General features: G+C 71.9%; 23 protein-coding genes and 1 pseudogene. 9 read left to right on the top strand and 15 right to left on the bottom strand.

What is annotated here, in order from left to right; translation table 11 throughout:
* Positions 1 to 414 precede the first annotated feature (414 nt).
* Positions 415 to 684, top strand: a complete 270-nt coding sequence (locus ACZ7L4_RS20620) for a hypothetical protein (RefSeq protein WP_472104421.1) — start codon at positions 415 to 417, stop codon at positions 682 to 684.
* Positions 685 to 1,128: 444 nt separating this feature from the next.
* Here the strand turns inward: ACZ7L4_RS20620 and ACZ7L4_RS20615 are convergent, their stop codons facing one another.
* Positions 1,129 to 2,127: a GlxA family transcriptional regulator gene (locus ACZ7L4_RS20615; protein WP_472104419.1), complete on the bottom strand. Its 999-nt coding sequence runs from the start codon at positions 2,125 to 2,127 to the stop codon at positions 1,129 to 1,131.
* 19 nt (positions 2,128 to 2,146) lie between these two features.
* Here ACZ7L4_RS20615 and ACZ7L4_RS20610 point away from each other — a divergent pair, with 19 nt between their 5' ends.
* Positions 2,147 to 3,529, top strand: a complete 1,383-nt coding sequence (locus ACZ7L4_RS20610) for an MFS transporter (protein WP_472104417.1) — start codon at positions 2,147 to 2,149, stop codon at positions 3,527 to 3,529.
* Here the strand turns inward: ACZ7L4_RS20610 and ACZ7L4_RS20605 are convergent.
* The 4 genes from ACZ7L4_RS20605 to ACZ7L4_RS20590 form a co-directional block, all read right to left on the bottom strand.
* Entirely contained in the window at positions 3,518 to 4,135 is a 618-nt protein-coding gene (locus ACZ7L4_RS20605; protein WP_472104415.1) for a flavin reductase family protein, read from the bottom strand. The two genes, ACZ7L4_RS20610 and ACZ7L4_RS20605, sit on opposite strands and share 12 nt — an antisense overlap.
* A gap of 74 nt (positions 4,136 to 4,209) precedes the next feature.
* Positions 4,210 to 5,259 (bottom strand): Zn-dependent alcohol dehydrogenase, encoded by a 1,050-nt coding sequence (locus ACZ7L4_RS20600; protein ID WP_472104413.1) that lies wholly within the window; start codon positions 5,257 to 5,259, stop codon positions 4,210 to 4,212.
* Positions 5,256 to 6,452 carry an acyl-CoA dehydrogenase family protein gene (locus ACZ7L4_RS20595; RefSeq protein ID WP_472104411.1) on the bottom strand — a complete coding sequence of 399 codons (1,197 nt, stop codon included), beginning with the start codon at positions 6,450 to 6,452 and terminating at the stop codon, positions 5,256 to 5,258. The genes ACZ7L4_RS20600 and ACZ7L4_RS20595 overlap by 4 nt, the downstream gene beginning before the upstream one ends.
* Before the next feature lie 15 nt (positions 6,453 to 6,467).
* The gene (locus ACZ7L4_RS20590; RefSeq protein WP_472104409.1) at positions 6,468 to 7,382 is read right to left on the bottom strand and encodes an SDR family NAD(P)-dependent oxidoreductase; all 915 of its coding nucleotides are present in this window, start codon (positions 7,380 to 7,382) and stop codon (positions 6,468 to 6,470) included.
* Between the two features lie 101 nt (positions 7,383 to 7,483).
* On the opposite strand from ACZ7L4_RS20590, the gene ACZ7L4_RS20585 reads away from it, so the two are divergent.
* Positions 7,484 to 8,410, top strand: coding sequence for a cyclase family protein (locus ACZ7L4_RS20585; protein WP_472104407.1), 927 nt, complete (start codon positions 7,484 to 7,486; stop codon positions 8,408 to 8,410).
* A gap of 55 nt (positions 8,411 to 8,465) precedes the next feature.
* On the opposite strand, the gene ACZ7L4_RS20580 is transcribed toward ACZ7L4_RS20585, so the two are convergent.
* From ACZ7L4_RS20580 to ACZ7L4_RS20565, 4 genes are all read right to left on the bottom strand, one after another.
* On the bottom strand, positions 8,466 to 8,921 hold the full coding sequence (locus tag ACZ7L4_RS20580; protein ID WP_472104405.1) for an ATP-binding protein: 456 nt from the start codon (positions 8,919 to 8,921) through the stop codon (positions 8,466 to 8,468).
* Positions 8,922 to 9,406: 485 nt separating this feature from the next.
* Positions 9,407 to 10,264, bottom strand: coding sequence for an acyl-CoA dehydrogenase family protein (locus tag ACZ7L4_RS20575; RefSeq protein WP_472104404.1), 858 nt, complete (start codon positions 10,262 to 10,264; stop codon positions 9,407 to 9,409).
* A 2-nt stretch (positions 10,265 to 10,266) separates the two neighbouring features.
* On the bottom strand, positions 10,267 to 11,415 hold the full coding sequence (locus ACZ7L4_RS20570; RefSeq protein WP_472104402.1) for an acyl-CoA dehydrogenase family protein: 1,149 nt from the start codon (positions 11,413 to 11,415) through the stop codon (positions 10,267 to 10,269).
* 9 nt (positions 11,416 to 11,424) lie between these two features.
* Positions 11,425 to 12,618: an amidohydrolase family protein gene (locus ACZ7L4_RS20565; protein ID WP_472104400.1), complete on the bottom strand. Its 1,194-nt coding sequence runs from the start codon at positions 12,616 to 12,618 to the stop codon at positions 11,425 to 11,427.
* 147 nt (positions 12,619 to 12,765) lie between these two features.
* Between ACZ7L4_RS20565 and ACZ7L4_RS20560 the strand changes: the two genes are divergently transcribed.
* A complete protein-coding gene (locus ACZ7L4_RS20560) occupies positions 12,766 to 14,298 on the top strand; it encodes a class I adenylate-forming enzyme family protein (protein WP_472104398.1) in 1,533 nt (510 codons plus the stop codon).
* A gap of 89 nt (positions 14,299 to 14,387) precedes the next feature.
* On the opposite strand, the gene ACZ7L4_RS20555 is transcribed toward ACZ7L4_RS20560, so the two are convergent.
* Positions 14,388 to 14,885, bottom strand: a complete 498-nt coding sequence (locus ACZ7L4_RS20555; RefSeq protein WP_472104396.1) for an EF-hand domain-containing protein — start codon at positions 14,883 to 14,885, stop codon at positions 14,388 to 14,390.
* Between the two features lie 120 nt (positions 14,886 to 15,005).
* Positions 15,006 to 15,380 carry an STAS domain-containing protein gene (locus tag ACZ7L4_RS20550; RefSeq protein WP_399237791.1) on the bottom strand — a complete coding sequence of 125 codons (375 nt, stop codon included), beginning with the start codon at positions 15,378 to 15,380 and terminating at the stop codon, positions 15,006 to 15,008.
* Positions 15,381 to 15,679: 299 nt separating this feature from the next.
* Between ACZ7L4_RS20550 and ACZ7L4_RS20545 the strand changes: the two genes are divergently transcribed.
* Together ACZ7L4_RS20545 and ACZ7L4_RS20540 are read left to right on the top strand one after the other, a co-directional pair.
* A complete protein-coding gene (locus ACZ7L4_RS20545) occupies positions 15,680 to 16,255 on the top strand; it encodes a sigma-70 family RNA polymerase sigma factor (RefSeq protein WP_450817183.1) in 576 nt (191 codons plus the stop codon).
* A complete protein-coding gene (locus ACZ7L4_RS20540) occupies positions 16,252 to 17,517 on the top strand; it encodes a zf-HC2 domain-containing protein (protein WP_472104394.1) in 1,266 nt (421 codons plus the stop codon). The genes ACZ7L4_RS20545 and ACZ7L4_RS20540 overlap by 4 nt, the downstream gene beginning before the upstream one ends.
* 198 nt (positions 17,518 to 17,715) lie before the next feature.
* On the opposite strand, the gene purU is transcribed toward ACZ7L4_RS20540, so the two are convergent.
* On the bottom strand, positions 17,716 to 18,591 hold the full coding sequence (gene purU / locus ACZ7L4_RS20535; protein ID WP_450817184.1) for a formyltetrahydrofolate deformylase: 876 nt from the start codon (positions 18,589 to 18,591) through the stop codon (positions 17,716 to 17,718).
* Positions 18,592 to 18,621: 30 nt separating this feature from the next.
* On the bottom strand, positions 18,622 to 19,122 hold the full coding sequence (locus tag ACZ7L4_RS20530) for an SCO4402 family protein (RefSeq protein WP_450817185.1): 501 nt from the start codon (positions 19,120 to 19,122) through the stop codon (positions 18,622 to 18,624).
* A gap of 117 nt (positions 19,123 to 19,239) precedes the next feature.
* Here ACZ7L4_RS20530 and ACZ7L4_RS20525 point away from each other — a divergent pair, with 117 nt between their 5' ends.
* Positions 19,240 to 20,523 carry an ABC transporter substrate-binding protein gene (locus ACZ7L4_RS20525; protein WP_472104392.1) on the top strand — a complete coding sequence of 428 codons (1,284 nt, stop codon included), beginning with the start codon at positions 19,240 to 19,242 and terminating at the stop codon, positions 20,521 to 20,523.
* Between the two features lie 24 nt (positions 20,524 to 20,547).
* Here ACZ7L4_RS20525 and ACZ7L4_RS20520 read toward each other — a convergent pair whose 3' ends face one another.
* Together ACZ7L4_RS20520 and ACZ7L4_RS20515 are read right to left on the bottom strand one after the other, a co-directional pair.
* A complete protein-coding gene (locus ACZ7L4_RS20520) occupies positions 20,548 to 21,996 on the bottom strand; it encodes a hypothetical protein (protein WP_472105608.1) in 1,449 nt (482 codons plus the stop codon).
* A gap of 223 nt (positions 21,997 to 22,219) precedes the next feature.
* The gene (locus tag ACZ7L4_RS20515; protein WP_472104390.1) at positions 22,220 to 23,608 is read right to left on the bottom strand and encodes a transcriptional regulator; all 1,389 of its coding nucleotides are present in this window, start codon (positions 23,606 to 23,608) and stop codon (positions 22,220 to 22,222) included.
* Positions 23,609 to 23,934: 326 nt separating this feature from the next.
* Here ACZ7L4_RS20515 and ACZ7L4_RS20510 point away from each other — a divergent pair, with 326 nt between their 5' ends.
* Together ACZ7L4_RS20510 and ACZ7L4_RS20505 are read left to right on the top strand one after the other, a co-directional pair.
* Positions 23,935 to 24,621, top strand: a complete 687-nt coding sequence (locus tag ACZ7L4_RS20510) for a bifunctional DNA primase/polymerase (RefSeq protein WP_472104389.1) — start codon at positions 23,935 to 23,937, stop codon at positions 24,619 to 24,621.
* 86 nt (positions 24,622 to 24,707) lie between these two features.
* Positions 24,708 to 25,478 (top strand): annotated as a pseudogene (locus ACZ7L4_RS20505) (ABC transporter ATP-binding protein); the annotation flags it as partial.
* Between the last annotated feature and the right edge of the window lie 41 nt (positions 25,479 to 25,519).

The following is a 25,519-nucleotide window of genomic DNA, read 5'->3' as shown; positions in this document are numbered from 1 at the left end:
CAGGATTTGACCACACCTGTGCGCAGGTCTGCATAGAGTTGGCGCGTCAGCCGAAGACTGACCCCCGCGACCGCTGCAACCGGCCCGGGGGCATGGTCAACGCCACGTAGGAGGCGCCGACATGCTGGACCTTATCGTTCGAATCCTGACCTGGGTGCTGAGTCTCTGTACCCCACCACCCCCAGGCCGCCACCGACTCATCGTCCTCACGCCCGCCATTCCGGCGCCACCACCCCGCCACACCGAACCGCTCGACGCCGCGGCGCACGCTCTCGTACGCCCCTACGTCCTGACACCCGAGGAACATCGCCGCCAACGCGAACGCCGCCGGGCCCTCTACCTCGCCACATTAGGCATCGACACCGGCCCCCGGCACATCCACGGCGTCCGCGTCCCGGTGGCGGGAGGCGTGCGATGAGCGCGCGGCTTCTGCCCTGGCCGGGCGAGAACGGGTGCGCCGCGTACCTGGTGACGGACAACCCGGACGGCTACCTTTCGCGGTTGGCGGACCGGATCGAGTACGAGCAACTGGTGGACGCGCGGGAGGTGTTGGCGTTGTCCAGCGGATTGCTGGTCGACGTGGACGTGGCGGCGGTCGAACTCCGCTTCATCGCACGCCGGTTGACCGAATCCCTGACGCAGACCCTGCGCATCGCCGACTCCCGAGGCGCGCGCCTCCCGTAACCCCCACCTCGCCTTCGGCCCTGGGTACCTCATTCTCGCCCAGGGCCGAAGCGTGGGAAATTGAGCGGCGGAGTCATGCGGCCCGGCAGCGGGCCGCCTGGTGGGCCGGCGCAGGCAGGTAGATCAAGCCCCGCACCGGGACGAGAGCCAGCGGGGTCCGGGGCGGAGCCCCGAGGCGTAAGGACAGGTGGCTGCGCGCTCCGGCGAGGCGGTGCGCGACCGCACCCCGGCGGACCGGGAGCCCCCGGAGGGGGCGGGCGGGTGGGAGAAGGGCGAAGCCCGAGGCGTAAGGGCGGGTGGCGGCGGAGCCAAAGGGGCCAGGCAGCGGGCTGCCTGGTGGGCCGGCGCAGGCAGGTGGATCAAGCCCCGCACCGGGACGAGAGCCAGCAGGGTCCGGGGCGGAGACCCGTGGCGTAAGGACGGGTGGTCGGTGGGGGCCGCGCCTCACCCCGGCACCCCCGCCCGGAACGTCCTCCGGTACGCCGTCGGCGTCACCCCCACCGCCGCGTGGAAGTGCTGGCGCAAGGACTGGGCTGTGCCGAAGCCGGACTGGTGGGCCACCTCGTCCATGGATGCCGGCGACGTTTCCAGCAAGTGGCGGGCCCGCTCCACCCGTTGGGCCGTCAGCCACTGGCCGGGGCTCGCGCCGACCTCCTCGCGGAAGCGGCGCGTGAACGTGCGGACGGAGAGGGACTCGCGGGCCGCCAGGTCGCGGAGCTGGATGGGCTCGCCCAGGTGCTCGAGGGCCCACGCGCGGGCGCGCGCGGTGGACGCCAACCGGGGCTCGGGCAGCGGGCGTTCGATGTACTGGGCCTGGCCGCCGTCCCGGTGCGGCGGCACCACCGTGCGGCGCGCCACATCGTTGGCGACCGCCGCCCCGTGGTCGCGCCGCACCAGGTGCAGGCACAGGTCGATACCGGCCGCGACGCCCGCCGATGACAGCACGTCGCCGTCGTCGATGAACAGGACGTTCGGGTCGACCTTGATGTGCGGGAAGAGGCTCTGGAAGTGGTCCGCGTCCGCCCAGTGCGTGGTCGCGGGCCTGCCCTCCAGCAACCCCGCCGCGGCGAGGACGTAGCTGCCGGTGCAGATGGACACCATGCGCGTACCGGGGCGGATCCAGGCGAGCGCTGCCGCCAACTCCGGTGTGAGGATGCCCTCTTCGTACACCGGGCCCATCTCGTACGACGCCGGGACGATCACCGTGTCCGCCGACCCCAGCACCTCCGGGCCGTGCTCGACGTGGATCGCGTAGTCGGCGTCGGTCTGCACGCGGCCCGGCTCACGGACCGCGCAGGTCACCACCTCGTACAGCCGCCGCCCCGCCGCGTCACGGGCGCGGCCGAAGATGCGCTGGGGGATGCCGAACTCGAAGGGGATGAGGCCGTCGAGCGCGAGCACCGCGACGCGGTGCGGGGCGTGCCGTTCACTGCGGGAGGCCATGGCCCGATCCTAGCGAACAATGGCATTCGGGCCACTCGTTCCGCGGGAGGAGATCCCCGAAGCTGCTCGTGTGACCGATACGCAGACGCAGCCCCAGCCGCAGCCGGACGCGCGGCCCGGCACCCGCCCGAGACGCCGCCCGCACCGGGCCTGGGCCGTCGCCGCCGTCACCTTCGTGACGATCGTCGGCGCCGCCGCCTTCGCCTCCCTGCCGGGGCTGCTCATCGAGCCGCTGCACGACCCCGACACCGGTTTCGGCTGGTCGCGCGGCACCATCGGCTTCGCCGTGTCCGTGAATCTCGCGCTGTACGGGGTCACCGCCCCGTTCGCCGCCGCGCTCATGGACCGGTTCGGGATACGGAAGGTCGTGGCGGTGGCGCTGAGCGTCATCGCGGGCGGCTCGCTGCTCACCGTGTGGATGACCGCCGCCTGGCAGCTCGTCATGTTCTGGGGTGTGCTCGTGGGGCTCGGCAGCGGCTCGATGGCGCTGGCCTTCGCCGCCACCGTCACCAACCGCTGGTTCGTCGCCCGGCGCGGGCTCGTGACCGGGGTGCTGACCGCCGCCGGGGCCTCCGGACAGCTGGTGTTCCTGCCGCTCCTGTCCTGGATCGTCGACCGGCACGGCTGGCGGCCCGCCGCCGTGACCGTGGCCCTCTCCGCGCTCGCCGTCGTCCCACTGGTCTGGCTGCTGCTGCGCGACCACCCCGCCGACGTGGGCGTCGAGCCGTACGGGGCAAAGGAGTTCGTACCGAAGCCCGCGCCCGTACGGGGAGCGGGGAACCGCGCCGTGACCGTCCTCGTGAAGGCCGCACGCACCGGGCCGTTCTGGCTGCTCGCCGGGACCTTCGCGATCTGCGGCGCCTCCACGAACGGCCTGGTCAAGACGCACTTCGTGCCCGCGGCCCACGACCACCACATGCCCATCACCACGGCCGCGTCACTGCTCGCCGTGATCGGCGTCTTCGACGTCGTCGGGACCGTCGCGTCGGGCTGGTTCACGGACCGGATCGAGGCGCGCCGGCTGCTCGCGGTGTACTACGCGCTGCGCGGCGTCTCGCTGCTGTTCCTGCCGATGCTGCTGGCTCCTGATGTTCGGCCGCCCATGCTGTTCTTCATCGTTTTCTACGGGCTCGACTGGGTCGCCACCGTGCCGCCGACCATCGCGCTGTGCCGTGAGCACTACGGCGAGGACAGCGCGATCGTCTTCGGCTGGGTGCTCGCCTCGCACCAGGTCGGGGCCGCGGTCGTGGCCTTCCTGGGCGGTGTCGCGCGGGACGTCTTCGGGTCGTACGACGTCGTCTGGTACGCCTCGGGCGCGCTGTGCGCCGCGGCGGCGCTGATGTCGCTGATCATCCGGCGCGGCCGTGCGGACACCCCGGTCGCCGCGCCCTCAGTCGCGTAGACCGGAGAACGTGCCCTGGTGGAACACCAGCGGCCCCGCCCCGTTCCCCTCCGCGCCCAGCGCCGTCACCCGGCCGACCACGATGAGGTGGTCGCCGCCCGTGTGCACCGCGTGGATCACGCAGTCGATCCACGCGGCCACCCCGTCGATGCGCGGCGCCCCCGACACGGGCGCCGCGTCGTACCGCACGCCCGCGAACTTGTCCGCCCCGCTCACCGCGAAGCCCCGGCACAGCTCGCCCTGGCCGTCCGCGAGCACGTTCACGCAGAACGACCCGGCGCGCGCGATCCGCGGCCAGGTCGTCGACGTACGCGCCACCATGAACGCCACCAGCGGCGGGTCGAGGGACAGGGACGCGAAGGACTGGCAGGCGAATCCGGCCGCGCCCGACTCCGGGTCGTCCGCCGTCACCACGGTCACGCCGCTCGCGAACTCGCCCAGTACGCGCCGGAATTCGGCCGGGTCGACGGGCACCCGCTCGTCGTCGCCGACCGCCCGGAGATCGGGGCGCGGCAGCACGTCCACGGGAGGCGGCTCCGCCGTGGGAGCACCGACGGACCTGAGGTAGCGGACGACGGTGGCCGCCATCCCTGCGTGTCCCATCATGCACACCATTGAAGCTGACGGTGCGTCAGATTGGAAGGGGTGCGGCAGCCGTCGCACCCCTCCGCTCGCGGGCCTCAGAAAGTCAGCACTCCCCGCGCCACCTTCCCCGCCTCCGCGTCCGCGACCGCCGCCCCGAACTCCTCCACCGGGTACGTACGCGTCACCAGCTCGTCGAGCAGCAGCCGGCCCTGCGCGTACAGGTCCGCGTACAGCCTGATGTCGCGCTGCGGGCGCGAGGAGCCGTAGCGGCAGCCGAGGACGGACTTGTCGAGGAAGAGTTCGGCGGGCACGAAGCTCGCCTCCGCCTTCGCCGCCGGCATCCCGAGGATCACCGCCTGCCCGTGCCGGTCGAGGAGGTCGATCGCGGCCCGGATCAGCTCGACCCGGCCCACGCACTCGAAGACGTGGTCCGCGCCGTCCGGCAGCACGTCCCGTACGGCGCCGACGTCGGTGAGGAAGTCCGTCGCGCCGAACTGCCGTGCCACCTCCTCCTTCGCGGGGTTCGTGTCGACCGCGACGATCCGCAGCGCGCCCGCCACGCGCGCGCCCTGGAGCACGTTCAGCCCGACCCCGCCCGTGCCGATCACGACGACCGTGTCGCCGCGGTCGACCCGCGCCCGGTTCAGGACCGCGCCCACACCCGTGAGGACACCGCAGCCGATCAGCGCCGCCGAGGTCAGCGGGATCTCCTTGGGGATCTTCACGGCCTGCACGGCCTTCACCACGGTCCGCTCGGCGAACGCCGAGTTCGAGGCGAACTGGTAGAGGTCCTTGCCGCCCCGCGAGAACGGCTTCTGCGGCATCCCGATCGCCTTGCGGCACATCGTCGGCCGCCCCCGGTCGCACTCCGCGCAGGCCCCGCAGTTGGCGAGCGTGGACAGCGACACATGGTCACCGGGCACCACGTGGGTGACGCCCGCGCCCACCGCCTCCACCACGCCCGCGCCCTCGTGCCCGAGGACCACCGGGCGCGGGAACGGGATCGTGCCGTCGATCACCGACAGGTCGCTGTGGCACAGGCCCGCCGCGGCGACGCCGACGAGCACCTCGCCCGGGCCCGGGTCCCGTATCTCCAAGTCGTCGACGACGACGGCCTCTTGGCCGTCGAACACAACACCCCTCACGTGGCCTCCCTGGGCAGGCCGAGCACCCGCTCGGCGATGATGGTGCGCTGGATCTCGTCCGAGCCGCCGTAGATCGTGTCGGCCCGGCTGAAGAGGAACAGCCGTTGCTGTTCGTCGAGTTCGTACGGGGCTTCGGGCGTCCAGTCCGCGGGGCCGACGGCCGCCCGGGCGCCGCGCACCCGCAGGGCCAGCTCGCCGAGCCGCTGGTGCCAGCCGCCCCACAGCAGTTTGGCGACGCTCGGCGCGCCCGCGTCGGGCGCGCCGCCGAGGGTGCGCAGCGCGTTCCACCGCATGGTCCGCAGCTCGGCCCACAGGCGGACGAGCCCGGCGCGTACGAGCGGGTCCTCGATCGCGCCGCCCACGACAGCCGCCCGCACGACGGCCCGCAACTCCTCGACGAAGCCGACCTGTTGGGCCAGCGTGGACACGCCGCGCTCGAAGGCGAGCAGCCCCATGGCGACCTTCCAGCCCTCGCCCTCGCCGCCGACGACCTCCTCGGCGACGGCGCCGTCGAAGAACACCTCGTTGAACTCGCTCGTCCCGGTGAGCTGCCGGATCGGCCGTACGTCGATGTGCTCCGGCTGGTCCATGGGGACGAGGAGGAAGGAGATGCCCTTGTGACGGCGCTCGCGGCCCGCGTCCGGGTCGGTGCGGGCCAGCACGAAGCACCAGTCGGCCTCGTGCGCGAGCGACGTCCACACCTTCTGGCCGCTCACCCGCCAGCGGCCGTCCTTGCCGCGCACCGCCGATGTCCGCAGGGAGGCCAGGTCGGAGCCCGCCCCCGGCTCGCTGTAGCCCTGGCACCACAGCTCCTCGCCGCGCGCGATCGGCGGCAGGAAGCGGCGCTGCTGCTCCTCGGTGCCGTACGCGAGGAGGGTGGGGGCGAGGAGGTTCTCGCCGATGTGGCCGTAGCGGCCCGGCGCCCGTACGCGCGCGTACTCCTCCGCCCAGACGACCTGCTGGGTGAGCGTGGCGACCCGGTTGCCGAAGCCCTCGCGGCCCCAGCCGATGCCGATCCAGCCGCCCGTCCCCAGCTCCTGCTCCCAGGCGCGCCGTTCGGCGCCGCCCTCGTGCTCACTGCCCGGGCCGCCGCGCCCCACGGCGGCCGTGAACCGCTCGTCCAGATGTTTCTCGAGCCACTCCCGGACCTCGCCGCGGAAGGACTCGTCCGCCTTGTCGAAGCCGAACTCCACGCGCCACCACCCCCGTTACTGGTTGGGCCGTTCCTTGGCGGCCGCCGCCCGCGCCATCTCCTGCAGCTGTTCGAGCATCGGCATGGGGTCGGTGCCGACCGTCCCCGGCAGGAAGTCCGCGATCTTCTCCGGCGTCCAGGGGCCGCCGTCCGCGTACCCGGCGCGCAGCTCGCGCGGCTGCGCCCACACGGCGATCTTCGGCCCGGCCACCGTGTAGACCTGCCCGGTGATCTTCTCCTCGCGGGCCCGCTCGCTGAGCAGATAGACGACGAAGGCGGCGACGTCCTCCGGCTCCCCGATCTCCTTCAGCTCCATCGGCACGTTCGCCGACATCCGGGTACGGGCCACGGGCGCGACGGCGTTCGCGGTGACGCCGTACTTGTTGAGGCCGAGGGCGGCGCTGCGCACGAGCGAGATGATGCCGCCCTTGGCGGAGCTGTAGTTGGCCTGCGCCACCGAGCCCTGGTGGTTTCCGCTGGTGAAGCCGATGAGCGTGCCCGTCTTCTGCTTGCGCATGACGGCGGACGCGGCACGGAAGACGGTGAACGTGCCCTTGAGGTGGGTCTGGACGACCGGGTCCCACTCGTCCTCGGACATGTTGAACAACATCCGCTCACGGAGGATCCCGGCGACGCACACCACCCCGTCGATCCGCCCGTACTCGTTCACGGCCGTGTCCACGATCCGCTGCCCGCCCGCCATGGTGGACACGTCGTCGGCGACCGCGACCGCGGTGCCGCCCGCCGCCTCGATCTCCTTGACGACGCCCTGCGCCACGTCCGAGGTGGGCTCGCCGCCCTCGATGGACACCCCGTAGTCGTTGACGACGACCTTCGCGCCCTCGGCGGCGCACGCGAGCGCCACCGCCCGTCCGATGCCTCGCCCCGCTCCCGTGACGGCGACGACCTTGCCTGCCAAGAAGTTCCCCATGCCCGGCCCCTTCCCGCGGTTTCTGACGGTCCGTTAGATTTGCGGTCCGGTCGGAGTGTACGACCTGCCATCCACCGGAACACAAGACCCGGGAGGACCCGATGCCCCTGCCCGCCGAGTTCCATGACATCGCCAAACGCGTGAACAACTGGGGGCGTTGGGGGGAGGCCGACGAGATCGGCACCCTGAATCTCGTCACCGACGACGTCGTGCGCGAGGCCGCCACGGAGGTCCGCACGGGCCGCCGCGTCCCCCTCGCGCTGCCGCTGAAGGAGGACGGCGTGCAGTCGGGGCTCATCCCCGGCCGCATCAACCCGTTCCACACCATGGTGCAGATCAACCAGGAGATCTTCGGCCCGGAAACCGTCGCCACCAGCGACGACGCGGTGACGATGGGCCTCCAGGCGGCCACCCACTGGGACGCCCTGACCCATGTCTCGCACTCCGGCAAGCTCTACAACGGCCGCCCCGCCGACACCATCACGGCGCACCACGGCGCCCAGTTCAGCGGCATCGACAAGGCGCCGTACGTCGTCTCGCGCGGCGTGCTCCTCGACGTCGCGGCGGCGAAGGGCCTCGACCGGCTGCCCGGGGACCACGCGGTCACCCCGGAAGACCTCGACGAGGCGGCGGAGTTCGGCCGGGTGACGGTCCGGGCCGGCGACATCGTGCTCGTACGCACCGGGCAGATCCAGGTGTATCTCGCGGGCGACAAGCACGGCTACGGCTATCCGTCACCGGGCCTCTCGGTCCGTACGCCCGAGTGGTTCCACGCGCGGGACGTGGCGGCGGTCGCCAACGACACCCTGACCTTCGAGATCTTTCCGCCGGAGATCGAGAACCTGTGGCTGCCCGTGCACGCGCTCGACCTCGTCGAGATGGGGATGCTCCAGGGCCAGAACTGGAATCTGGAATCCCTGTCCACAGCCTGTGGAGAAGCGGGGCGCCACTCGTTCCTGCTGTCGGCGATGCCGGAGCCCTTCAAGGGCGGCACGGGGACGCCGGTGGCCCCGGTCGCCGTCTTCTGACGGGGCACAGGAAGCGGCGCGGACCCCGCCGGGACCCGCGCCGCTCCACAACCGCTCACACCGCTTCGAACGTCACACCCTGGAACGCGCCGCTCGTCGCGACCGCGCACTGGTCGATCTCGCACCAGATGGCCTTGCCCGCCCCCTCGGGGCGCCAGCCCCAGCGGTCCGCGAGCCCGTCGACGAGTTCGAGCCCCCGCCCGTTCGTCTCCTCGCCGTCCGCGTGCCGGGGCGTCGGCGGTCGCTCGCAGGTGTCGGCGACCTCGACGCGGACGGTGCCGAGGCACGCGGCGGGGACGCCGCTGGGCAGCGCCATGCGCAGCACGGCGGGATGTCCCGTGTGCACCACGGCGTTGGTGACCAGCTCCGAGACGATCAGAATCAGCGTCTCGGCCAAGGACTCATCGGCCTCTATGCCCGAACCGGCGAGACGCGAACGCGCCCACCTGCGGGCCCGCCCCACCTCCGCGGGGTCGGCCCCGACCTCCAGTTGAACCTGAAGCACCTGCACCGCTCACACCATCCGAATCCGGCGGGACCCCTGGAGTACTGCCTCGCGCCACTTACCGTGCTGTCCAGTGAGAGGGATCACGGAACGTGAACCCCTTGAGGTACAGCATGGTTGACGTTCAGTCACCCCAACAAGCGCTTCGGGCATATTCCAGCGCGAAGGAGTACGCGTGCGGCATACTGTGCGACGCGTCCCGCCGGGGCTCGAACAGACGGGGGCAGAACCCCGCCCTGCGCTGCGAGCGGCGCACATCCGGAGCCCCGGAGCCGCCTCGGAGGCAACACCGGAGCCGTCGCTCGGGTTCAGCACCACTCGCATCTGCCACAAGGTACCGGAGCGGGACGCCGACTCCGCGCCGTGACGAGCCCCGCGCAGGACACAACCCGATAACCACGCACGGTCACTGTGCGTGCACCCTTGCTCAGGCTCTCCGCTCAGACAGCCGCACGTTCGCTTTCCGGACGCGCGGCCGTCTTCGTACGGGGTCAGAGCGCGGCCGCGAGCACCTCTTCGGCGTCCCTGGCGCTGCCCGCCAACTCGGCCCGCACCCACGCCCGCTTCAGATACAGATGGACGTCTGCCTCCCAGGTGAAGCCCATGCCGCCGTGCACCTGGAGGCAGTCACGGGCGCCCTGTACGGCGGCCTCGTCGGCGAGCAGCCGGGCCGCCGCGACCTCGACCGGATCGGCGGTGACGGCCGCCGCGTACACGGCGGCGCGGGCCACCTCCACGCGTACGAGCATCTCGGCGCAGAGGTGTTTCACCGCCTGGAACGAGCCGATCGGCTGCCCGAACTGCTCGCGCTCCCGGGCGTGTTGGACCGCCATGTCGAGCGTGCGGCCGGCCGAGCCGAGCTGTTCGGCGGCGTACAGGAGGGTCGCCTCCAGGGGGACGGGGGCGGGCCCGGGGAGGGCGTGCAGGGGGGTGAGCGGGTCCGCGGAGGCGATCGGGCGGGCGCCGGACGCGTCGCCGCGCACCACGTCCGCCTCGTCCCGCCACGGCAGCAGCGGCCCGTACGGCGCGGTCACCACCGCCTCGCCGCTCACGGCGCCGGGCACCTCGCCCGCCGCGAGGAAGGTGGCCACGAGCGGTCCCGGCACAAGGGCCCGCCCCACCTCCTCGAACACGACGACCGCGTCGGGCAGGCCGAGTCCGACCCCGCCCTCCGCCTCCGGCAGGCACAGCGAGAAGAGGCCCGCCCCGCCCAGTTCGCGCCACAGCTCCCGGTCGATCGCCAGCGCGTCCACGGCGGCCCGCAGCGCGTCCCGCCCGAACCGCCCGGCGAGCAGTTCGCGCGTACCGTCGCGCAACGCCCGCTGTTCCTCGGTCAGTTGGAAGTGCACGTCTACCGTCCCCCCTTCGCGGACTTCGGCAGCCCGAGGATCCGCTCGGCGACGATGTTCCGCTGGATCTGCGAGGTGCCCGCGGCGATCGTGTACGACAGCGAGGAGAGCCGGTCGAGCGTCCACTCCTGGTCGGTGTCGAGGGCGCCCGCGCCGCCGAGGACCTTGGCGGCGGCGTCGTAGAGCCGCTGCCGGGCGTGCGAGTACCGCAGCTTGAACACGGACCCGCCCACCCCCGGCACACCGCCGGAGGCCTGCGCCTCGCTCACGTTCCACTGGGTGAGCCGCCACAGGGCGCTGAACTCGGCCGACAGCAGGGCGAGTTCGCGGCGGAGCACGACGTCGTCCCAGCGTCCGGTCTTCTTCGCGTGGGCGGCCAGCTCGCCGAGGGTGCGGCGGCAGGCGACGACCTCGCCGACGAACGCGGTGCCGCGCTCGAAGGACAGCGTCACCATGGTCACGCGCCAGCCGTCGTTCTCCTCGCCGACCCGGTTGCCGACCGGCACCCGCACGTCGTCGAGGAACATCTCGGCGAACTCGGTCGACCCGGCGAGCGTGCGCAGCGGCCGCACCGTGATGCCGGGGGCGTCCATCGGCATGGCGAGCCAGGTGATGCCGCGGTGCTTGGCCGCCGAGGGGTCGGTGCGCACGAGCAGTTCGCACCAGTCGGCGACCTCGGCGTGCGAGGTCCAGATCTTCGAGCCGCTGATCACGTACTCGTCGCCCTCGCGCCGGGCCTTCGTACGCAGCGCCGCCAGGTCGGACCCGGCGTCGGGTTCGCTGAACCCCTGGCACCACACCTCGTCGCCGCGCAGGATCGGCGCGAGCCAGCGGTCGCGCTGGCCGGGGCTGCCCTCGGCGGCGATGGTCGGCCCGGCGTGCAGCAGCCCGACGAAGTTCGCGCCCACGTAGGGGGCGCCGGCCCTTTCGGTCTCCTCCAGGAAGATGAGCCGCTTCGTGGGCGAGGCGTCCCAGTGCACGTCCCCGTACCCGGCGTCGTACAGGCGCCGCTGCCAGCCCATGTCGTACGCGCGTCTGCCCGGCCAGTCGCCGGGCGACGGCTTCGGCGGCAGCGTGGGCAGCACGCCGCCCAGCCACTCCCGCAGCCGCGCCCGGAACCCCTCTTCTTCGTCCGTGTACGTGAGGTCCATACCGGACCCCTACTTGTCGAGGTCGAGATCGAGCATGCGGATGGCGTTGCCGCGCATCAGCTTGTAGATCGTCTCGTCGTCGAGGCCCTTCACATGGTCGAGCGCGACCTCCTTGGTGTTCGGGAAGGTCGAGTCGACGTGCGGATAGTCCGTCTCGAACGTCGCGTTGTCCCGGCCGACGGTGTCGAGGGACGCGACCCCGTGCTTGTCGCGGAAGAAGCAGCAGAAGATCTGCCGGTAGTAGTACGTGGACGGCGGCTCGGGGATCAGGTCCCGGACGCCGCCCCACGCGCGGTGCTCCTCCCACACGTCGTCGGCGCGCTCCAGGGCGTACGGAATCCAGCCCATCTGGCCCTCGCTGTACGCGAGCTTGAGCCGCGGGAACTTCACGAGGACGCCGCTGAACAGGAAGTCCATCATCGAGGCCATCGCGTTGTTGAAGCTGAGCGAGGCCTGGACGGCGGGCGGCGCGTCCGGGGACGCGGCCGGCATCTGGGACGAGGACCCGATGTGCATGTTGACGACGGTCCCGGTCTCCTGGCACACGGCGAAGAACGGGTCCCAGTAGCCGGAGTGGATGGACGGCAGACCCAGGTGGGTGGGGATCTCGGAGAACGTCACGGCCTTGACGCCCCGCGCGGCGTTGCGCCGGATCTCCGCGACGGCCAGCTCGACGTCCCACAGGGGGATGATGCACAGCGGGATCAGCCGGCCGCCGCTGTCGCCGCACCACTCCTCGACCATCCAGTCGTTGTAGGCGCGCACGCAGGCGAGCGCGACCTCCTTGTCGTGCGCCTCCGCGAAGGTCTGCCCGCAGAAGCGCGGGAAGGTCGGGAAGCAGAGCGACGCCTCGACGTGGTTGAGGTCCATGTCCGCGAGCCGTGCCTTGGGGTCCCAGCACCCGCGCCGCATCTCGGCCCGCGTGATCCCTTCCAGGGTCATGTCGTCGCGGTCGAAGCCGACGGCCGCGATATTGCGCTTGTACGGGAACTTGAGGTCCTCGTAGATCCACCAGTCCGTCGGCGGCCCCGCCGGATCCATCGTGATCTGGTACTTGCCCGCCACGTAGGCGAGTTCGCCGATTCCCTCGGTCAGCGGCTTCGGCCCCTTGTCCCGGTACTTGGCGGGCAGCCAGGTCTCGAAGAGATGGGCCGGTTCGATCACATGGTCGTCGACGCTGACGATGCGCGGCAGTTCCGTCATGAGTGTTCAGCCCCTCGCCGTATCTGATGACCCGTCAGAAAGCAGGCTAGCCCCGCACCTCTGGACCGACAAGGAGCGCGGACTTACGCTCTCGGTCAGATCTGACAACCCGTCAGGTGACGGCACCGGCCGTGAAGGGGTATGGAGATGACCGACACCGCACACGCCCTGGGCGCCTCCCGCACGCTCTGGGAGCTGGTCGAGCGCCGCGCCGCCCTCACCCCCGACCACCCGGTGCTGCTCCAGGGCGAACGCACCCTGACCTTCGGCGCCCTGCGCGAGCGCGGCGAACGCGTGGCGGCGGGCCTGTACGACCTCGGCATCCGGCCCGGCACCGTGGTCGCCTGGCAGCTCCCCACCCGCATCGAGACGGCCCTGCTCTCCTTCGCGCTCGCCCGCATCGGAGCGGTGCAGTCGCCGATCATCCCCTTCTACCGGGACCGCGAAGTCGGCTTCGCGCTACGGGAGTCCAAGGCCGACTTCTTTGCCACACCGGGCGTGTGGCGCGGCTTCGACCACACCGACATGGCGCGGCGGCTCGGCGCGCGCGGCATCTTCGAGGCGTACGAGAACCTGCCGGAGGGCGACCCGGCCGTCCTGCCCCCGCCGCCCGCCTCCGGGACGGACGTCCGGTGGATCTACTGGACCTCGGGCACGACCTCCGACCCCAAGGGCGTGCTGCACACGGACCGTTCGCTCATCGCGGGCGGCTCCTGCCTCGCCCACGCGCTGCACCTGTCGTCCTCCGACGTCGGCTCGATGGCCTTCCCGTTCGCGCACATAGCGGGCCCCGACTACACGGTGATGCTGCTCCTGTACGGCTTCCCGGCGGCGATGTTCGAGCACTTCGCGATGCCGGACTCACTGGACGAGTACCGCAGGCACGGGGTGACGGTCGCAGGCGGCTCGACGGCCTTCTACTCGATGTTCCTGACCGAACAGCGCAAGCAGCCGGACGAGAAGTTGATCCCGACGCTGCGCCTCCTCGCGGGCGGCGGCGCCCCGAAGCCGCCGGAGGTCTACCACTCGGTCGTCCGCGAGATGGACGTCCAGCTCACCCACGGCTACGGCATGACCGAAGTCCCGATGATCACGATGGGCGCCCCGGACGACACGGCGGAGAACCTGGCGACGACGGAGGGCCGACCGCCCGAGGGCATGGAGATCCGCATCGTCGACGCCGACGGCAAGCAGGTGCCGCCCGGCGTCGACGGCGACGTACGGCTGCGCGGCGAGGCCGTCTGCCAGGGCTACCTCGACCCGCGCCAGACCGCGGACGCCTTCGACGCGGACGGCTTCCTGATCACCGGCGACCTGGGCCACGTCCTGCCCGAGGGCCACCTGGTCCTCACAGGACGCGCCAAGGACGTCATCATCCGCAAGGGCGAGAACATCTCGGCGAAGGAGATCGAGGACCTGCTCCACGAACACCCCGCGATCCAGGACGCGGCGATCATCGGCCTCCCGGACGCGGAACGCGGGGAACGGGTGTGCGCGGTCCTCGAACTACGCCCGGACCAGCCCCCGTTGACCCTGCCCACCCTCACGACGTACCTGCGCGACCAGGGCCTGTCCACATTCAAACTGCCGGAACAACTGGAGCTTCTGGATGCCTTGCCGCGCAACGAGACGCTACGAAAGGTCCTCAAGTACAAACTCCGCGAGCGCTTCAGCCAATGAGGCCCCGGCGCGGGTGAGCCATTCAAGCCCCTGCGGCGATTGAGCAGCGGGGTCCGGGGCAGAGCCCCGCGACCGCAACGCCGATACGGCTATTCCGGGACGGTGAAGTACCGCGCAAAGGCCCGCACGGCCACATCCTCCGAGATCCGCCCATCGCCATCCGCACCAAGCGCATCAACCGCCGCCCGCGCCACATCCGCCTCCACCCCGAACACAACAAGCACGCGCCGCGCGGTGTCCGGCTCGATCCCGGCCTCATCCGCACCGGCCACCGCGAACGCACCCCGCAGGAACGGACGGGCGATCTCGGCGAACCGGTCGGGGTTGTCCCGCAACCGCTTCACGGCCCCGGTCACGAACTCCTCCCGGGTCACCCGCTGGTCCCCGTCGACGTCCGCGATCCCCGCCATGCCCTGCCAGAACGCCTCGGCCCCGGCGAACAGCGACTGTCCCTCACCGGAGCGCGCCGTGACGCCGAACTCGGCGAGCAGCGCCTTCGCGGCGACGTAGAAGTCCTCGCGGTCGATGTATCCGTTGCCGTCCTGGTCGAAGCCGGCGAACCGGGCCGCGATCCTCCGCTCGTCCATGCTCATGGGCCGCCTCTCGGGTCGTTGGGTCTTACGCAACGGAGCGTACGACGGTCCCGTGCGCGCACGCCCCGAACTGCGGCGATTGTGTCAAGGCCGGTGAAAATCCGGTACAAGCCGTTACGCCGACATGGGGGCCGCGTCCTCGTCCACCGCCGAGGCGACGTCCGGGTAGACGTCGAAGAGGCGGCGCACGCCGAGGGCGCCGAGCACCCGGTTCACGTGGGAGCCGTCGACCGCGCCCTGGGCGGGCAGGATCAGTCGCAGCCGGCCCTGGCAGGAGCGCATGAGCCGACGCGAGGCGATCAGCACACCGACCCCGCTGGAATCACAGAACAGCACGTCGGAAAGGTCGAGGACCACGCTGCGGCGGCCGTCCGCCACCGCTTCGTGCACCTGCTGACGCAGCGCCGGGGAGGTCACCAGGTCCATCTCGCCCGACACGCACACGACGGCCCAGTCGCCCTGCCCTGACTCGGTCACCTTGAGCGCCACGCGCCACGCCTCTCGTTCGGGAATATCGACGATCCGGAATCTGTCCCTACGTTTCTTCTGCGCGGCTGCCCTGCCGCACCGGGATGAAACACTCCCGCAGACCTATCACATATGGCCTGGTTAAGCCCTGGCCGGTCACATGTGAACCAAATCGCTCAGCCCGTTTCAGGTGGCGGATGGTCTTTACCACCTGCTGCTCCCCGGGGGCGCACAATGCGGCAAAGGGGCGTGCGCTGTCGGCGCCGACAGTTACATTCGAGGAGAAGGCAAGTAGTTCGGGCAGTCGGTGAGGGGGCCCCATGCCCAAGGACACCCCGTCCCGCTGGGACCGCAGGATGCAGCAGCGCCTGGCCCACGGGGAGGCGGCGGCGCTCGGCGAGCTCTACGACCGGTTCGCCTCGCTGGTGCACGGCCTGGCGCACCGCGTGCTCGACGACGAGACGGCGGCCGACCAGATCACCCGTGACGTGTTCACACAGATCTGGGAGAATCCGGAGTCCTACGACCCCAAGCAGGGCCCGCTGCGCTCCTTCATCGCCACCCTGACCCACCGGCACGCGGTGCAGCGCCTGCGCCAGACCGAGTCCGCCGCCCTCGTGCGCACCGGACTGGGCACCACCGAGGACCTGGAGCGCAAGGTGCGTCACGCCTCCGCAGCGGCCCGCGCCGACTACATCGTGACGTCCATGCCCGCGCCCCTGCGCGACGCGCTCAATCTCGCGTACTTCCAGCGCCGTGACTACCGCCAGACCGCGGCCGACCTGGGCGTCACCGAGGACGAGGCCCGCCGCAGGCTCCGCCTCGGCCTGCAGCTCCTGTCGACGGCCCACAACACGGGCACACCTCCCGGCCGCGGTTACGGGAGGCCCGCGTGAGCGCGGCGAACGGACCGGACCGGTTCGACCCCTACGAGGAGGAGCCCGAGGGGACCGGCGGCCCGGCGGACCGGCCGTGGATACCCACGCCCCGCGCCTCCGTCGAGGACACCGGCCGCCCGCTGCCGGACGTACCGGCTGCGGAGCCGCCCGTACTGGAGCACCGCGTCCTCAAGTCGCTGCTCGGCGCCTGGGCGTTGGCCGCCTGCTCCCCCGAGGAGGCGGCCGCCGTCGACGTCCATCTGGGCGGCTGCGGCACCTGCGCCGAGGAGGCGCTGCGGCTGCGCGACGCGGTCGGGCTGCTGCACGCCGAGGAGAGCCTCGACCTCGACCCGATGCTGCGCTCCCGCGTCCTGGAGGGCTGCCTCACCCGGCGCCCCGCCCGCATCCCCGTCCCCGGCTGGGCCACCCCGTACGACGCGGAGACCGCGCGGCTCGACGCGCTGCTCCAGGACATCGGCGACGGCGAATGGCACGCGCCGGTGCGGCTGCGCTGGTTCGAGGGCGCGGAGCAGATCGGCAAGAAGACCACGGTGGCCGGGGTGATCTCCCACCTGACCAGCGTCGACGGCCTGGTCGCGCGGGCCCTCGGCCTGGAGGACCCGGCACCGCAGGCCCTCGACCCCACCGCGCGCACCAAGGCGTACTGGAAGGCGTCCTACTTCCCGCCCACGCGCGCGGTGCGGGCGCCCTGGCGCGAGCAGTCGCACTCCGTGATCCGCACGGTGTCGTTCGCGGGCTCGGACGCGGGCGGCTCCGGAGGCTCCGGTCAACTCCCGGTCTCGTACGGCAACTTCGAGCTCGCGCTGCGCGACGCCATGATCGACCGGGCCTTCGAGTGCTGGATCCACGCCGGTGACATCGCGGACGCGGTCGACTACCCCTACGAGGCGCCGGCCCCGCGCCACCTCAACCGGATGATCGACCTCGCCGCGCGGCTGCTCCCCGGCTCCCTGGCCTCGCGCCGCCGGTCCGGCCTCGCGGCCCCGGCCAAGGAACTCGTCGGGGCGGGGCGGCCGGGCCGCAGCCTGCGCCTGGAGGTCGAGGGGGCGGGCGGCGGCGAGTGGCTGATCGCCCTCGACTCCCCCGCGGCGGGTGGCTCCGCCGAGCGGGAGGTGGCGCATGTCGCCCTCGACGGCGTCGAATTCTGCCGCCTCGCCGCGGGCCATGTCCTCCCGGAGGAAGCCGCGGCGGGCCAGGTCGGCGACCGCGAGGCCATCCGCGACGTCCTGTCCGCGACGGCCGGCCTGAGCCGCTTGTGATTCGACCCCGGCTCCGGTGCCATCAAGCCCGGTTCGGCAAATCAAGCCCCTGCGGCGATTGAGCAGCGGGGTCCGGGGCAGAGCCCCGAGACGTCAACCCCGACGGGGCGAAAGATCGGGGCTCTGCCCCGGACCCCGCGCCTCAATCGCCGGCGGGGCTTGATTTGCCCACCCGCCTCAATCGCCGCGGGGGCTTGATCAAGCGAAGACGACCGTACGGCGACCGTTCAAGAGAATCCGCCGCTCCGCGTGCCACTTGACGGCCCGCGCCAGCGCCTGGCACTCCACGTCACGACCGATCGCCACCAACTGGTCGGGCGTGACGTCATGCCCGACCCGCTCGACCTCCTGCTCGATGATCGGCCCCTCGTCGAGGTCGGCCGTCACATAGTGCGCGGTCGCCCCGATCAGCTTCACACCCCGCGCATGCGCCTGGTGGTACGGCTTCGCACCCTTGAAGCTCGGCAGGAACGAGTGGTGGATGTTGATGATCCGCCCGCTGAGCTGCTTGCACAGGTCGTCCGACAGCACCTGCATGTACCGCGCGAGCACGACCAGCTCGACGCCCTCGGCCCGCACCAGATCCAGCACCTGCTGCTCGGCCTGCGCCTTCGTCTCCTTCGTCACCGGAATGTGGTGGAAGGGAATGTCGTACGAGGCGACCAGCTCGGCGAAGTCCGTGTGGTTGGAGACGACCGCCGCGATGTCGACCGGCAGCGCGCCGATCCGCGCCCGGAACAGCAGGTCGTTGAGGCAGTGGCCGAACTTGCTGACCATGAGCACGACCTTCATGCGGTCGGACGCCCGGTGGATCTGCCAGTCCATCTGGAACGAGTCGCCGATCGCGGCGAAGCTGGCGCGCAGCTTCTCCACGCTCACAGGGGCGTCCGCGCTGAAGTGGACGCGCATGAAGAACAGACCTGTGTCGTGGTCGCCGAACTGCTGGCTGTCCTCGATGTTGCAGCCGGTCATGAAGAGGTAGCTCGACACGGCGTGCACGATGCCCTGCTTGTCGGGGCAGGAGAGGGTGAGGACGTACTGCTCGGGACCGGTGGCGGCGGACTGCGCGTTCATGCGCCAAGCCTAAACGCCCGGCACGACGCGCTAGGCCGCCCGCGTCATGATCCGCAGCACCTCGAGGGTCTGCGGGGCCGTCTCCGGGTCCTCGCCGTCGCTCGTGGCGAGCCTCACATGGGCGTCGCGGGCCGCGTGCACCGCCTCCGGCCAGCCCTCGTGGTTCAGATACGCGGCGACCGGGGCGTCGGGGCCCACCTGGTGCATGATCCGCAGCACCCGGAGCACGGCCGCGTCGACGAGCGCCGCCTCCTGCGAGTCCCGGAAGATCGTCCCGACGTATTTCTCGGCCGACCAGTTGTCCAGCCAGGTGTCCTCGACCAGGCGGTAGACGGCGTCGGTCACATCTCCGTATCCGTCGACGCCCGCCTGCCAGACGTCCCGCTGGAACGACGGGTCGGAGAGCATGTGCAGCGCGGAACGCACGTTGCTGCGCCAGCGCCACCACGGCATGTCGTTGAGTGGCATGCCGCCCATCTTCGTGGAGCGACGGCCGCGACGGGAAGACTTGTCCGAGGTTTGCACGGTCATCGATCGTACGTCCCGGCCCCCCGGGCCCCGCACGACCCCCGCAATTCACCTCATCGTCACCATGCGTTGCCTGCGGGTCACACGACCGTTGGCGGTGCGGCGGAATCGTGGCGGCACATGACCGGCACGCGCCCCAGCACCCGTAACCGCATCCCCCGAAGCCACGCGCGCACCGCGGCCGTGCTCCTGAGCTCCGTACTGGTCGCCGGGTGCGGGCTCGTACCGGGCGGCGACGCCAAGAGCGTGGGGAAACAGCCGGTGACCGTCATGACCTGGGCGCCCGAGAAGACCCAGGCGACGAACATGCCGGGCATGCCCGCGATGGCCCGGGCCTACGCCCGCTGGATCAACGCCCACGGCGGCCTCGGCGGCCGCCCCCTGAAGGTCCTCACCTGCAACGACCACAACGACAGCGTGGACGCCGCCCGGTGCGCCCGCTCCGCCGTCGAGCACAAGGCCGTCGCCGTCGTCGGCTCGTACAGCCAGCACTCGAACGCCTTCCTGCCCCCGCTGGAGTCCGCGGGCATCCCCTACATAGGCGGCTACGGCGCCACCGAGGCCGAGTTCACCAGCCCGCTGTCGTACCCGGTCAACGGCGGCCAGGCCGCGCTCCTCGCGGGCAACGGGCGCCAGCTGTCCGAGGACTGCGCCCGCACCGTCCTGGTCCGCCCCGACTCCATCGCGGGCGACCAGCTCGCGCCGCTCCTCGACGCCGGCCTCACGCTGCACCAGCGCCCCCGCGCCGTCGACATGCTCGCTGCCGACGACGCCACCGACTACGCCGACCAGGCCCGCCGCGCCCTCGACACCGCGAGCAAGGCCCCGCAGGGCGAAGGCTGCGTCGCGGCGGTCCTCGGAGAGCGCACGAACACGTTCTTCGACTCGTTCCGGCGACTGCGCGACGAGTACCCCTCGGTGCACACCGCCACCGTCCTCGGCAGCGTCGACCAGACCGCCGTCGACCGCACGGGCGGCGCCAAGAGCCCGTACGAAGGGGCGTACGTCACCAGCTGGTACCCGGCGTCGGGCGACGCGCGCTGGGCCCCCATGAAGCGGGCGATCAACGAGCAGGCCTTCGGCGACAACCGGATCGAACCGGCGGACGCGGGCGTGCAGACCACCTGGATCGCGTACGAGGTGCTGCGGCAGGTCGTCGAGTCCCTGGGCGACGGCGAGGTCACCGCCCGCACCGTGCGCACCGCCCTCGACGACGATCTGAAGGTCACGACGGGCGGCCTCACCCCGCCGCTGCGCTGGGGCTACGACCGCATGTCGACCGTCGGCGACTTCCCGCGCCTGGTCAACGCGCGGGTGACCTTCCAGAAGGTCGTCTCCGGGCGGCTCAAGGCGACCCGGAAGTCCTCGGTGGACGTGACGGACACGCTGGCCAGGCTTCCCTGACCGCCACGTCCCGGGAGGGACCGCTCAGAGCTGGACGGCCGAGCGCTGGGTCAGCCCGTACTTGCTCGCGATCTGGTTCCACAGCTTCGAGGCCTGCTGCTTCTCCTTGGACGCCGTGCCGCTCGCCGCGTCGCCTGCCCTGCGCTCCGACGTCGGCTTGGCGTGGCCCTTCTTGCACAGCGCGCGCTTCTTGGCGGCGACCTGGTCGCCCCACTTCGCGTAGTGGCTGTCCGCCGAAGCCGACGCCTTCCAGGCGCTGGTCAGCGCGGCCGTGAGACGCGCGTGCTCAGGCAGCTGGTCCACCTGCAGCGAGCCGAGGCGCGTCACCAGGTCGTTGCGCTGGTTCGCCGCGCCGCGGAGGTCCTTCGATGCCTGCGGAAGCGCCTTGCAGCCGCCGATGTTCGCGACCGAACGCACCACGGCGGAGCGGCTGTTGTTGGAGTCGCCGAGCAGCTTGTCGAGCTCGACGGCCTGCGCCTTGGCCGGGTCCACGGACGGCGAGGGCGACTCGGACGCGGGCGCCGAGTCCGACACGTTCTTCGTCGCGTCCGTCTTCTTGTCGTCGTCCCCGCCGCTGAGCATGGCGCCCGCGCCGACACCCACGACGAGAATGGCCACGCCGACCGCGGCGATCAGCGGCACCTTGGACCCGGTGCGGGTCTTGCCGCCGCGCGGGGGCTCGGGCGCGTACCCGTACTGCTGCGGGGGCGGCGTCATGCCCGGCATGCCCGGTCCTGCGGGCCCGGGCGGCGGCGTCTGCGGGTCGAAGCGCGGCATCTGCTGCGTCGCCCCGGCGCCGCCCTCCGGCTCCGTGCGGAACAGGGCGTCGAACTCGGCCGGCGGCTGGCGGTCACCGGGAGCCCCGGGACGCACGCCGTACCCCTGGTCCTGCGGGGGCATCGCCTGGCCCGGCATCGGCTGGCCGGGCACCGGCGGGATGTACTGCGTGGCCTCGCTGTCGGAACCCGCGTGGCCGGGCGGCGCCGCGTCGGGCATCGGCTGCGCGAGCCCCAGGAACTGCGTGGCGTCCGGAGCGGGTGCCTCCGGCGGCAGCCCGGGGCCCGCCGCGTACTGGGCGGCCTGCTGGGCGGCCGGGGGTATGTACTGCGTGGCGTCCCCGTCGTACGCGCCGGGGGCGGGCCCCGCGGGAGCGGCGGGCGGCAGCGGCCCCGCCTCCGCGTACTGCTGCGGCAGCGCCTGCGCGTGCGGCTGCTGGGGCAGGGCGCCCCCGTACGACTGGGGCGGCAGCGCCCCGGCGTCCTGCGGCGGCGCGGGCGGCATCGGCGCGGAGCCCTGCGGCTGTCCCCACTCGTAGGTGGGCATGGACCCGTCGTAGGTCGGCATCGGCCCGGCGTTGTGCGCCTGCTGGGACTCGGGCCCCCACGGCTGCCCCCACGGGCTCGCGCCCGCGGGACCCGCCTGGTCGCCGTACGTGCCCGGCAACAGGGGCTCACCGCCGTCGGCGGGCAGCACGACACCTTCGTGTGCCTGCCGCGCCTGCGGAAGGTGCGGGCGTTCGCCCTGCCCGCTCTGCCCGCTCTGCTCCGTCACCGTAAGACTCCTACGTAGGGGGTCGGAATCGTCGGCTCACGCTACCGGGTCTTCGCACGCCCTTGCTACGCACCTCAAACCCCGGAAGCCTCCCCAGTGACGCGACTAACAAAACCGGCTGCCGGCTTGCCCGTTATGACACAGCTCACGCCGCCTGGAGCTCCATGCGGGCCCCGAACTCCCGCACCACGGGCTCCTCCCGGAACGGGTCGAGGCGCTCCCTGAGGTCGTCCAGATATTCCGCTCCCCGGTTCGAACGCACCGTTCCGAGCAGCTCGACGGCCCGAAGTCCGGTGTGACAGGCCTGTTCCACTTCGCGCTGCTGCACCTGCGCCGTCGCCAGGAGCACGAGGCCGATCGCGCGCCGGCGCGCACGCGACTCCGGGTGCCCGTCCAACGACTCCTGCGCGCACCGCGCCGCGTCCCGGGACTGGCCCAAGTCACGGTGGCAGTGCGCCAGTTCGTCCGCCAGATAGGCATGGTCGAAGTGGGCGATCCACACCGGGTCGTCACCGGAGCCGGTCCGTCCGTCGGCCTGCTCCATGGCGGCGACCGCGCGCGAGGAGGAGGACTGCGCCGACCGCGCATCCCCGAGAAGTGCGTGGCCGCGCGCTTCGGCGGCGTGGAACATCGCCTCAGCGCGCGGCGTCACACGCCCGCGCGCCCCCTCCTGAGCCGCGCGGGCGAGCTGTGCGATCTCGCGCGGATTGCCGAGCTGGGCCGCCAGGTGACTCATGGACGCGGCCAGTACGTACCCGCCGTAGCCACGGTCGCCGGCCGCCTGCGCGAGGCGCAGCGCCTGGATGTAGTACCGCTGGGCGAGCCCGGGCTGCCCGGTGTCGATCGCCATGTACCCGGCGAGCTCCGTCAACCGCGCGACGGCGGAGAACAGTTCGCGCCCCACCGCCTCCCGGTACGAGCCCGCGAGCAGCCCGCTCACCACACTGTTCAGGTAGTGCACGACCACCGGGCGGACATGCCCGCTCCCGTACTGGTGGTCGAGGTCGGTCAGCGCCTGCGTCATCGCCCGCACCGCCGCCACGTCCGAGGGCCCGACCCGCGGCCCGGCCGTCCGCGCCACCTGCGAGTCCGGCACGGAGATCAGCCAGTCGCGGCTCGGCTCGACGAGCGCCGACGACGCGACGGACGAGCCGGACAGGAAGTCCCTGCGCCCCACGTCGCTCCGCCACAGCTCGCAGACCTGCTCGATGGCGCCGAGCACGGTGGGCGAGAACTGGAGCCCGACACCGGAGGCCAGGTTCTTCCCGTTGGCCATCCCGATCTCGTCGATCGTCACCGTGCGCCCGAGCTTGCGGCCCAGCGCCTCCGCGATGATCCCCGGCGCCCTGCCGCGCGGCTGCTGCCCGCGCAGCCAGCGCGCCACCGACGTCTTGTCGTAGCGCAGGTCGAGCGCGTGCTCCGCCCCGCACATGTTGACCCGGCGTGCGAGCCCCGCGTTCGAACAGCCCGCTTCCTGGATGAGCGCCTGCAGCCGTTCATTGGGCTGTCGCGCGACGAGCGGCCGTGCGGCCATGACGTACCCCCTGCTGTGCCCGTCCGGGTGTCCGACTGCCGGTCAACAGCCGGTCGTTGGATCATCACTGCCCTGGGTGGAAACGGAAGATGCACCACAAACGGGTGGCAACCACCCGCCCTTGTGACGCCACCCCGCAGCGCTGTCGTGCGCGTTGTCGTGCGCGTCGCCGTTCTCGCTATCTCCCCGCACTACCCACGACCCGGGGCCTCCTCGCCCGCGCGCCCCCACCCATGCACCCATGCGCCCCACATGCGGGAACGATGCTCCCGCCCCGCCCGCACGTGCGCCCGTAACCCTCCGTGGCGGCGGGAGTTGAGAACGACGTGGAAGAGACCATCGCAGGCACCTCGGACGTCAGCCCACCCGTCACCGCCGCCGGACAGATCCCGCAGCAGCGCGGCGACTCGCTCCTGGACACCGCCGTCCGCTACGCGGAGGAGCGGCACTGGGACGTGTTCCCGGGCACCTGGCTGGAGATCGGCGACGGCGTCCAGCGCTGCTCGTGCGGCTCCCCCCAGTGCCCCGCCCCCGGCGCGCACCCCGCGCGCCCCGACTGGGCGAACCAGGCGACCGGCAGCGCGACCGTGGCCCGCCGCCTGTGGTCGAAGCAGCCGAACGCGTCGATCCTCCTCCCCACCGGACGCACCTTCGACGCGATCGACGTGCCGGAGACCGCCGGCTTCCTCGCCCTCGCCCGCATGGAGCGCATGGAGCTCACCCTCGGCCCCGTGACCTGCACCCCGGACCGCCGCATGCAGTTCTTCGTGCTGCCCGGCGCCACCGTCAAGGTCCCCGACCTCGTCCGCAAGCTCGGCTGGCCCCCGGCCTCCCTCGACCTGCTCGCGCTCGGCGAGGGCCAGTACGTCGCCGCACCCCCGACCCGCTTCGGCAGCCGCGGCGCCGCCCAGTGGGCCTGCCGCCCGACCGCCGCGAACCGCTGGCTCCCGGACGCGGAGGAGCTCATCTCCCCCCTGGCGTACGCGTGCGGACGCGAGGGCCGACGCGGATAGGCCGACGCGGACAGCACGTCCCGGTGGCCCGCCCCCGCCCGACGTATCGTGCCCGGACGGACGAAGACGACGAAGGGCGGGCACAGTTGACCTCGGCCGAGGAAACCGCAGCCGTACGCGTACACGACCTATGGAAGTCGTTCGGTCAGCAGACCGCCGTGGCCGGCATCGAACTCGCTCTCCCCGCAGGACGGTTCATCGGCCTCGTCGGGCCGAACGGAGCGGGCAAGACCACCACGCTCTCCATGGTCACCGGCCTGCTCCGCCCCGACCAGGGCACCGTGCACGTCGCAGGCCACGACGTCTGGGCCGACCCCGCCGAGGTCAAGGCACGCATCGGCGTCCTCCCCGAGGGCCTGCGCCTCTTCGAACGCCTCTCCGGCCACGAACTCCTCGCGTACACCGGCAGATTGCGCGGACTGCCCGGCGCGGAGGTCGACAAACGCGCCGCGCAGCTCCTCGACGTACTGGACCTCGCCGGGGCCGCCAACAAACTCGTCGTCGACTACTCGACCGGCATGCGCAAGAAGATCGGCCTCGCCGCTGCCCTCCTCCACAACCCCGAAGTCCTCTTCCTGGACGAACCGTTCGAGGGCGTCGACCCCGTCTCCGCACAGACCATCCGCGGCGTCCTGGAGCGCTACACGCACTCCGGCGCGACGGTCGTCTTCTCCTCCCACGTCATGGAACTCGTCGAATCACTCTGCGACTGGGTCGCGGTGATGGCGGCGGGCCGCATCCGGGCGCAGGGGCCGCTGGCAGAGGTCCGCGGCGAGGCACCCTCCTTGCAGGAGGCATTCCTGAACCTGGTGGGAGCGCAGGGCCGGGACGGCGGGGGAACGCTGGACTGGCTGGGAAACATCCAAGCGAATCAAGTCTCGCCGGCACATCAAGCCCC

The organism is Streptomyces sp. NPDC107575 (genome assembly GCF_055657265.1).
Note: the sequence above shows the minus strand (reverse complement) of the source record. Positions and strands in the feature narration are given on the sequence as shown.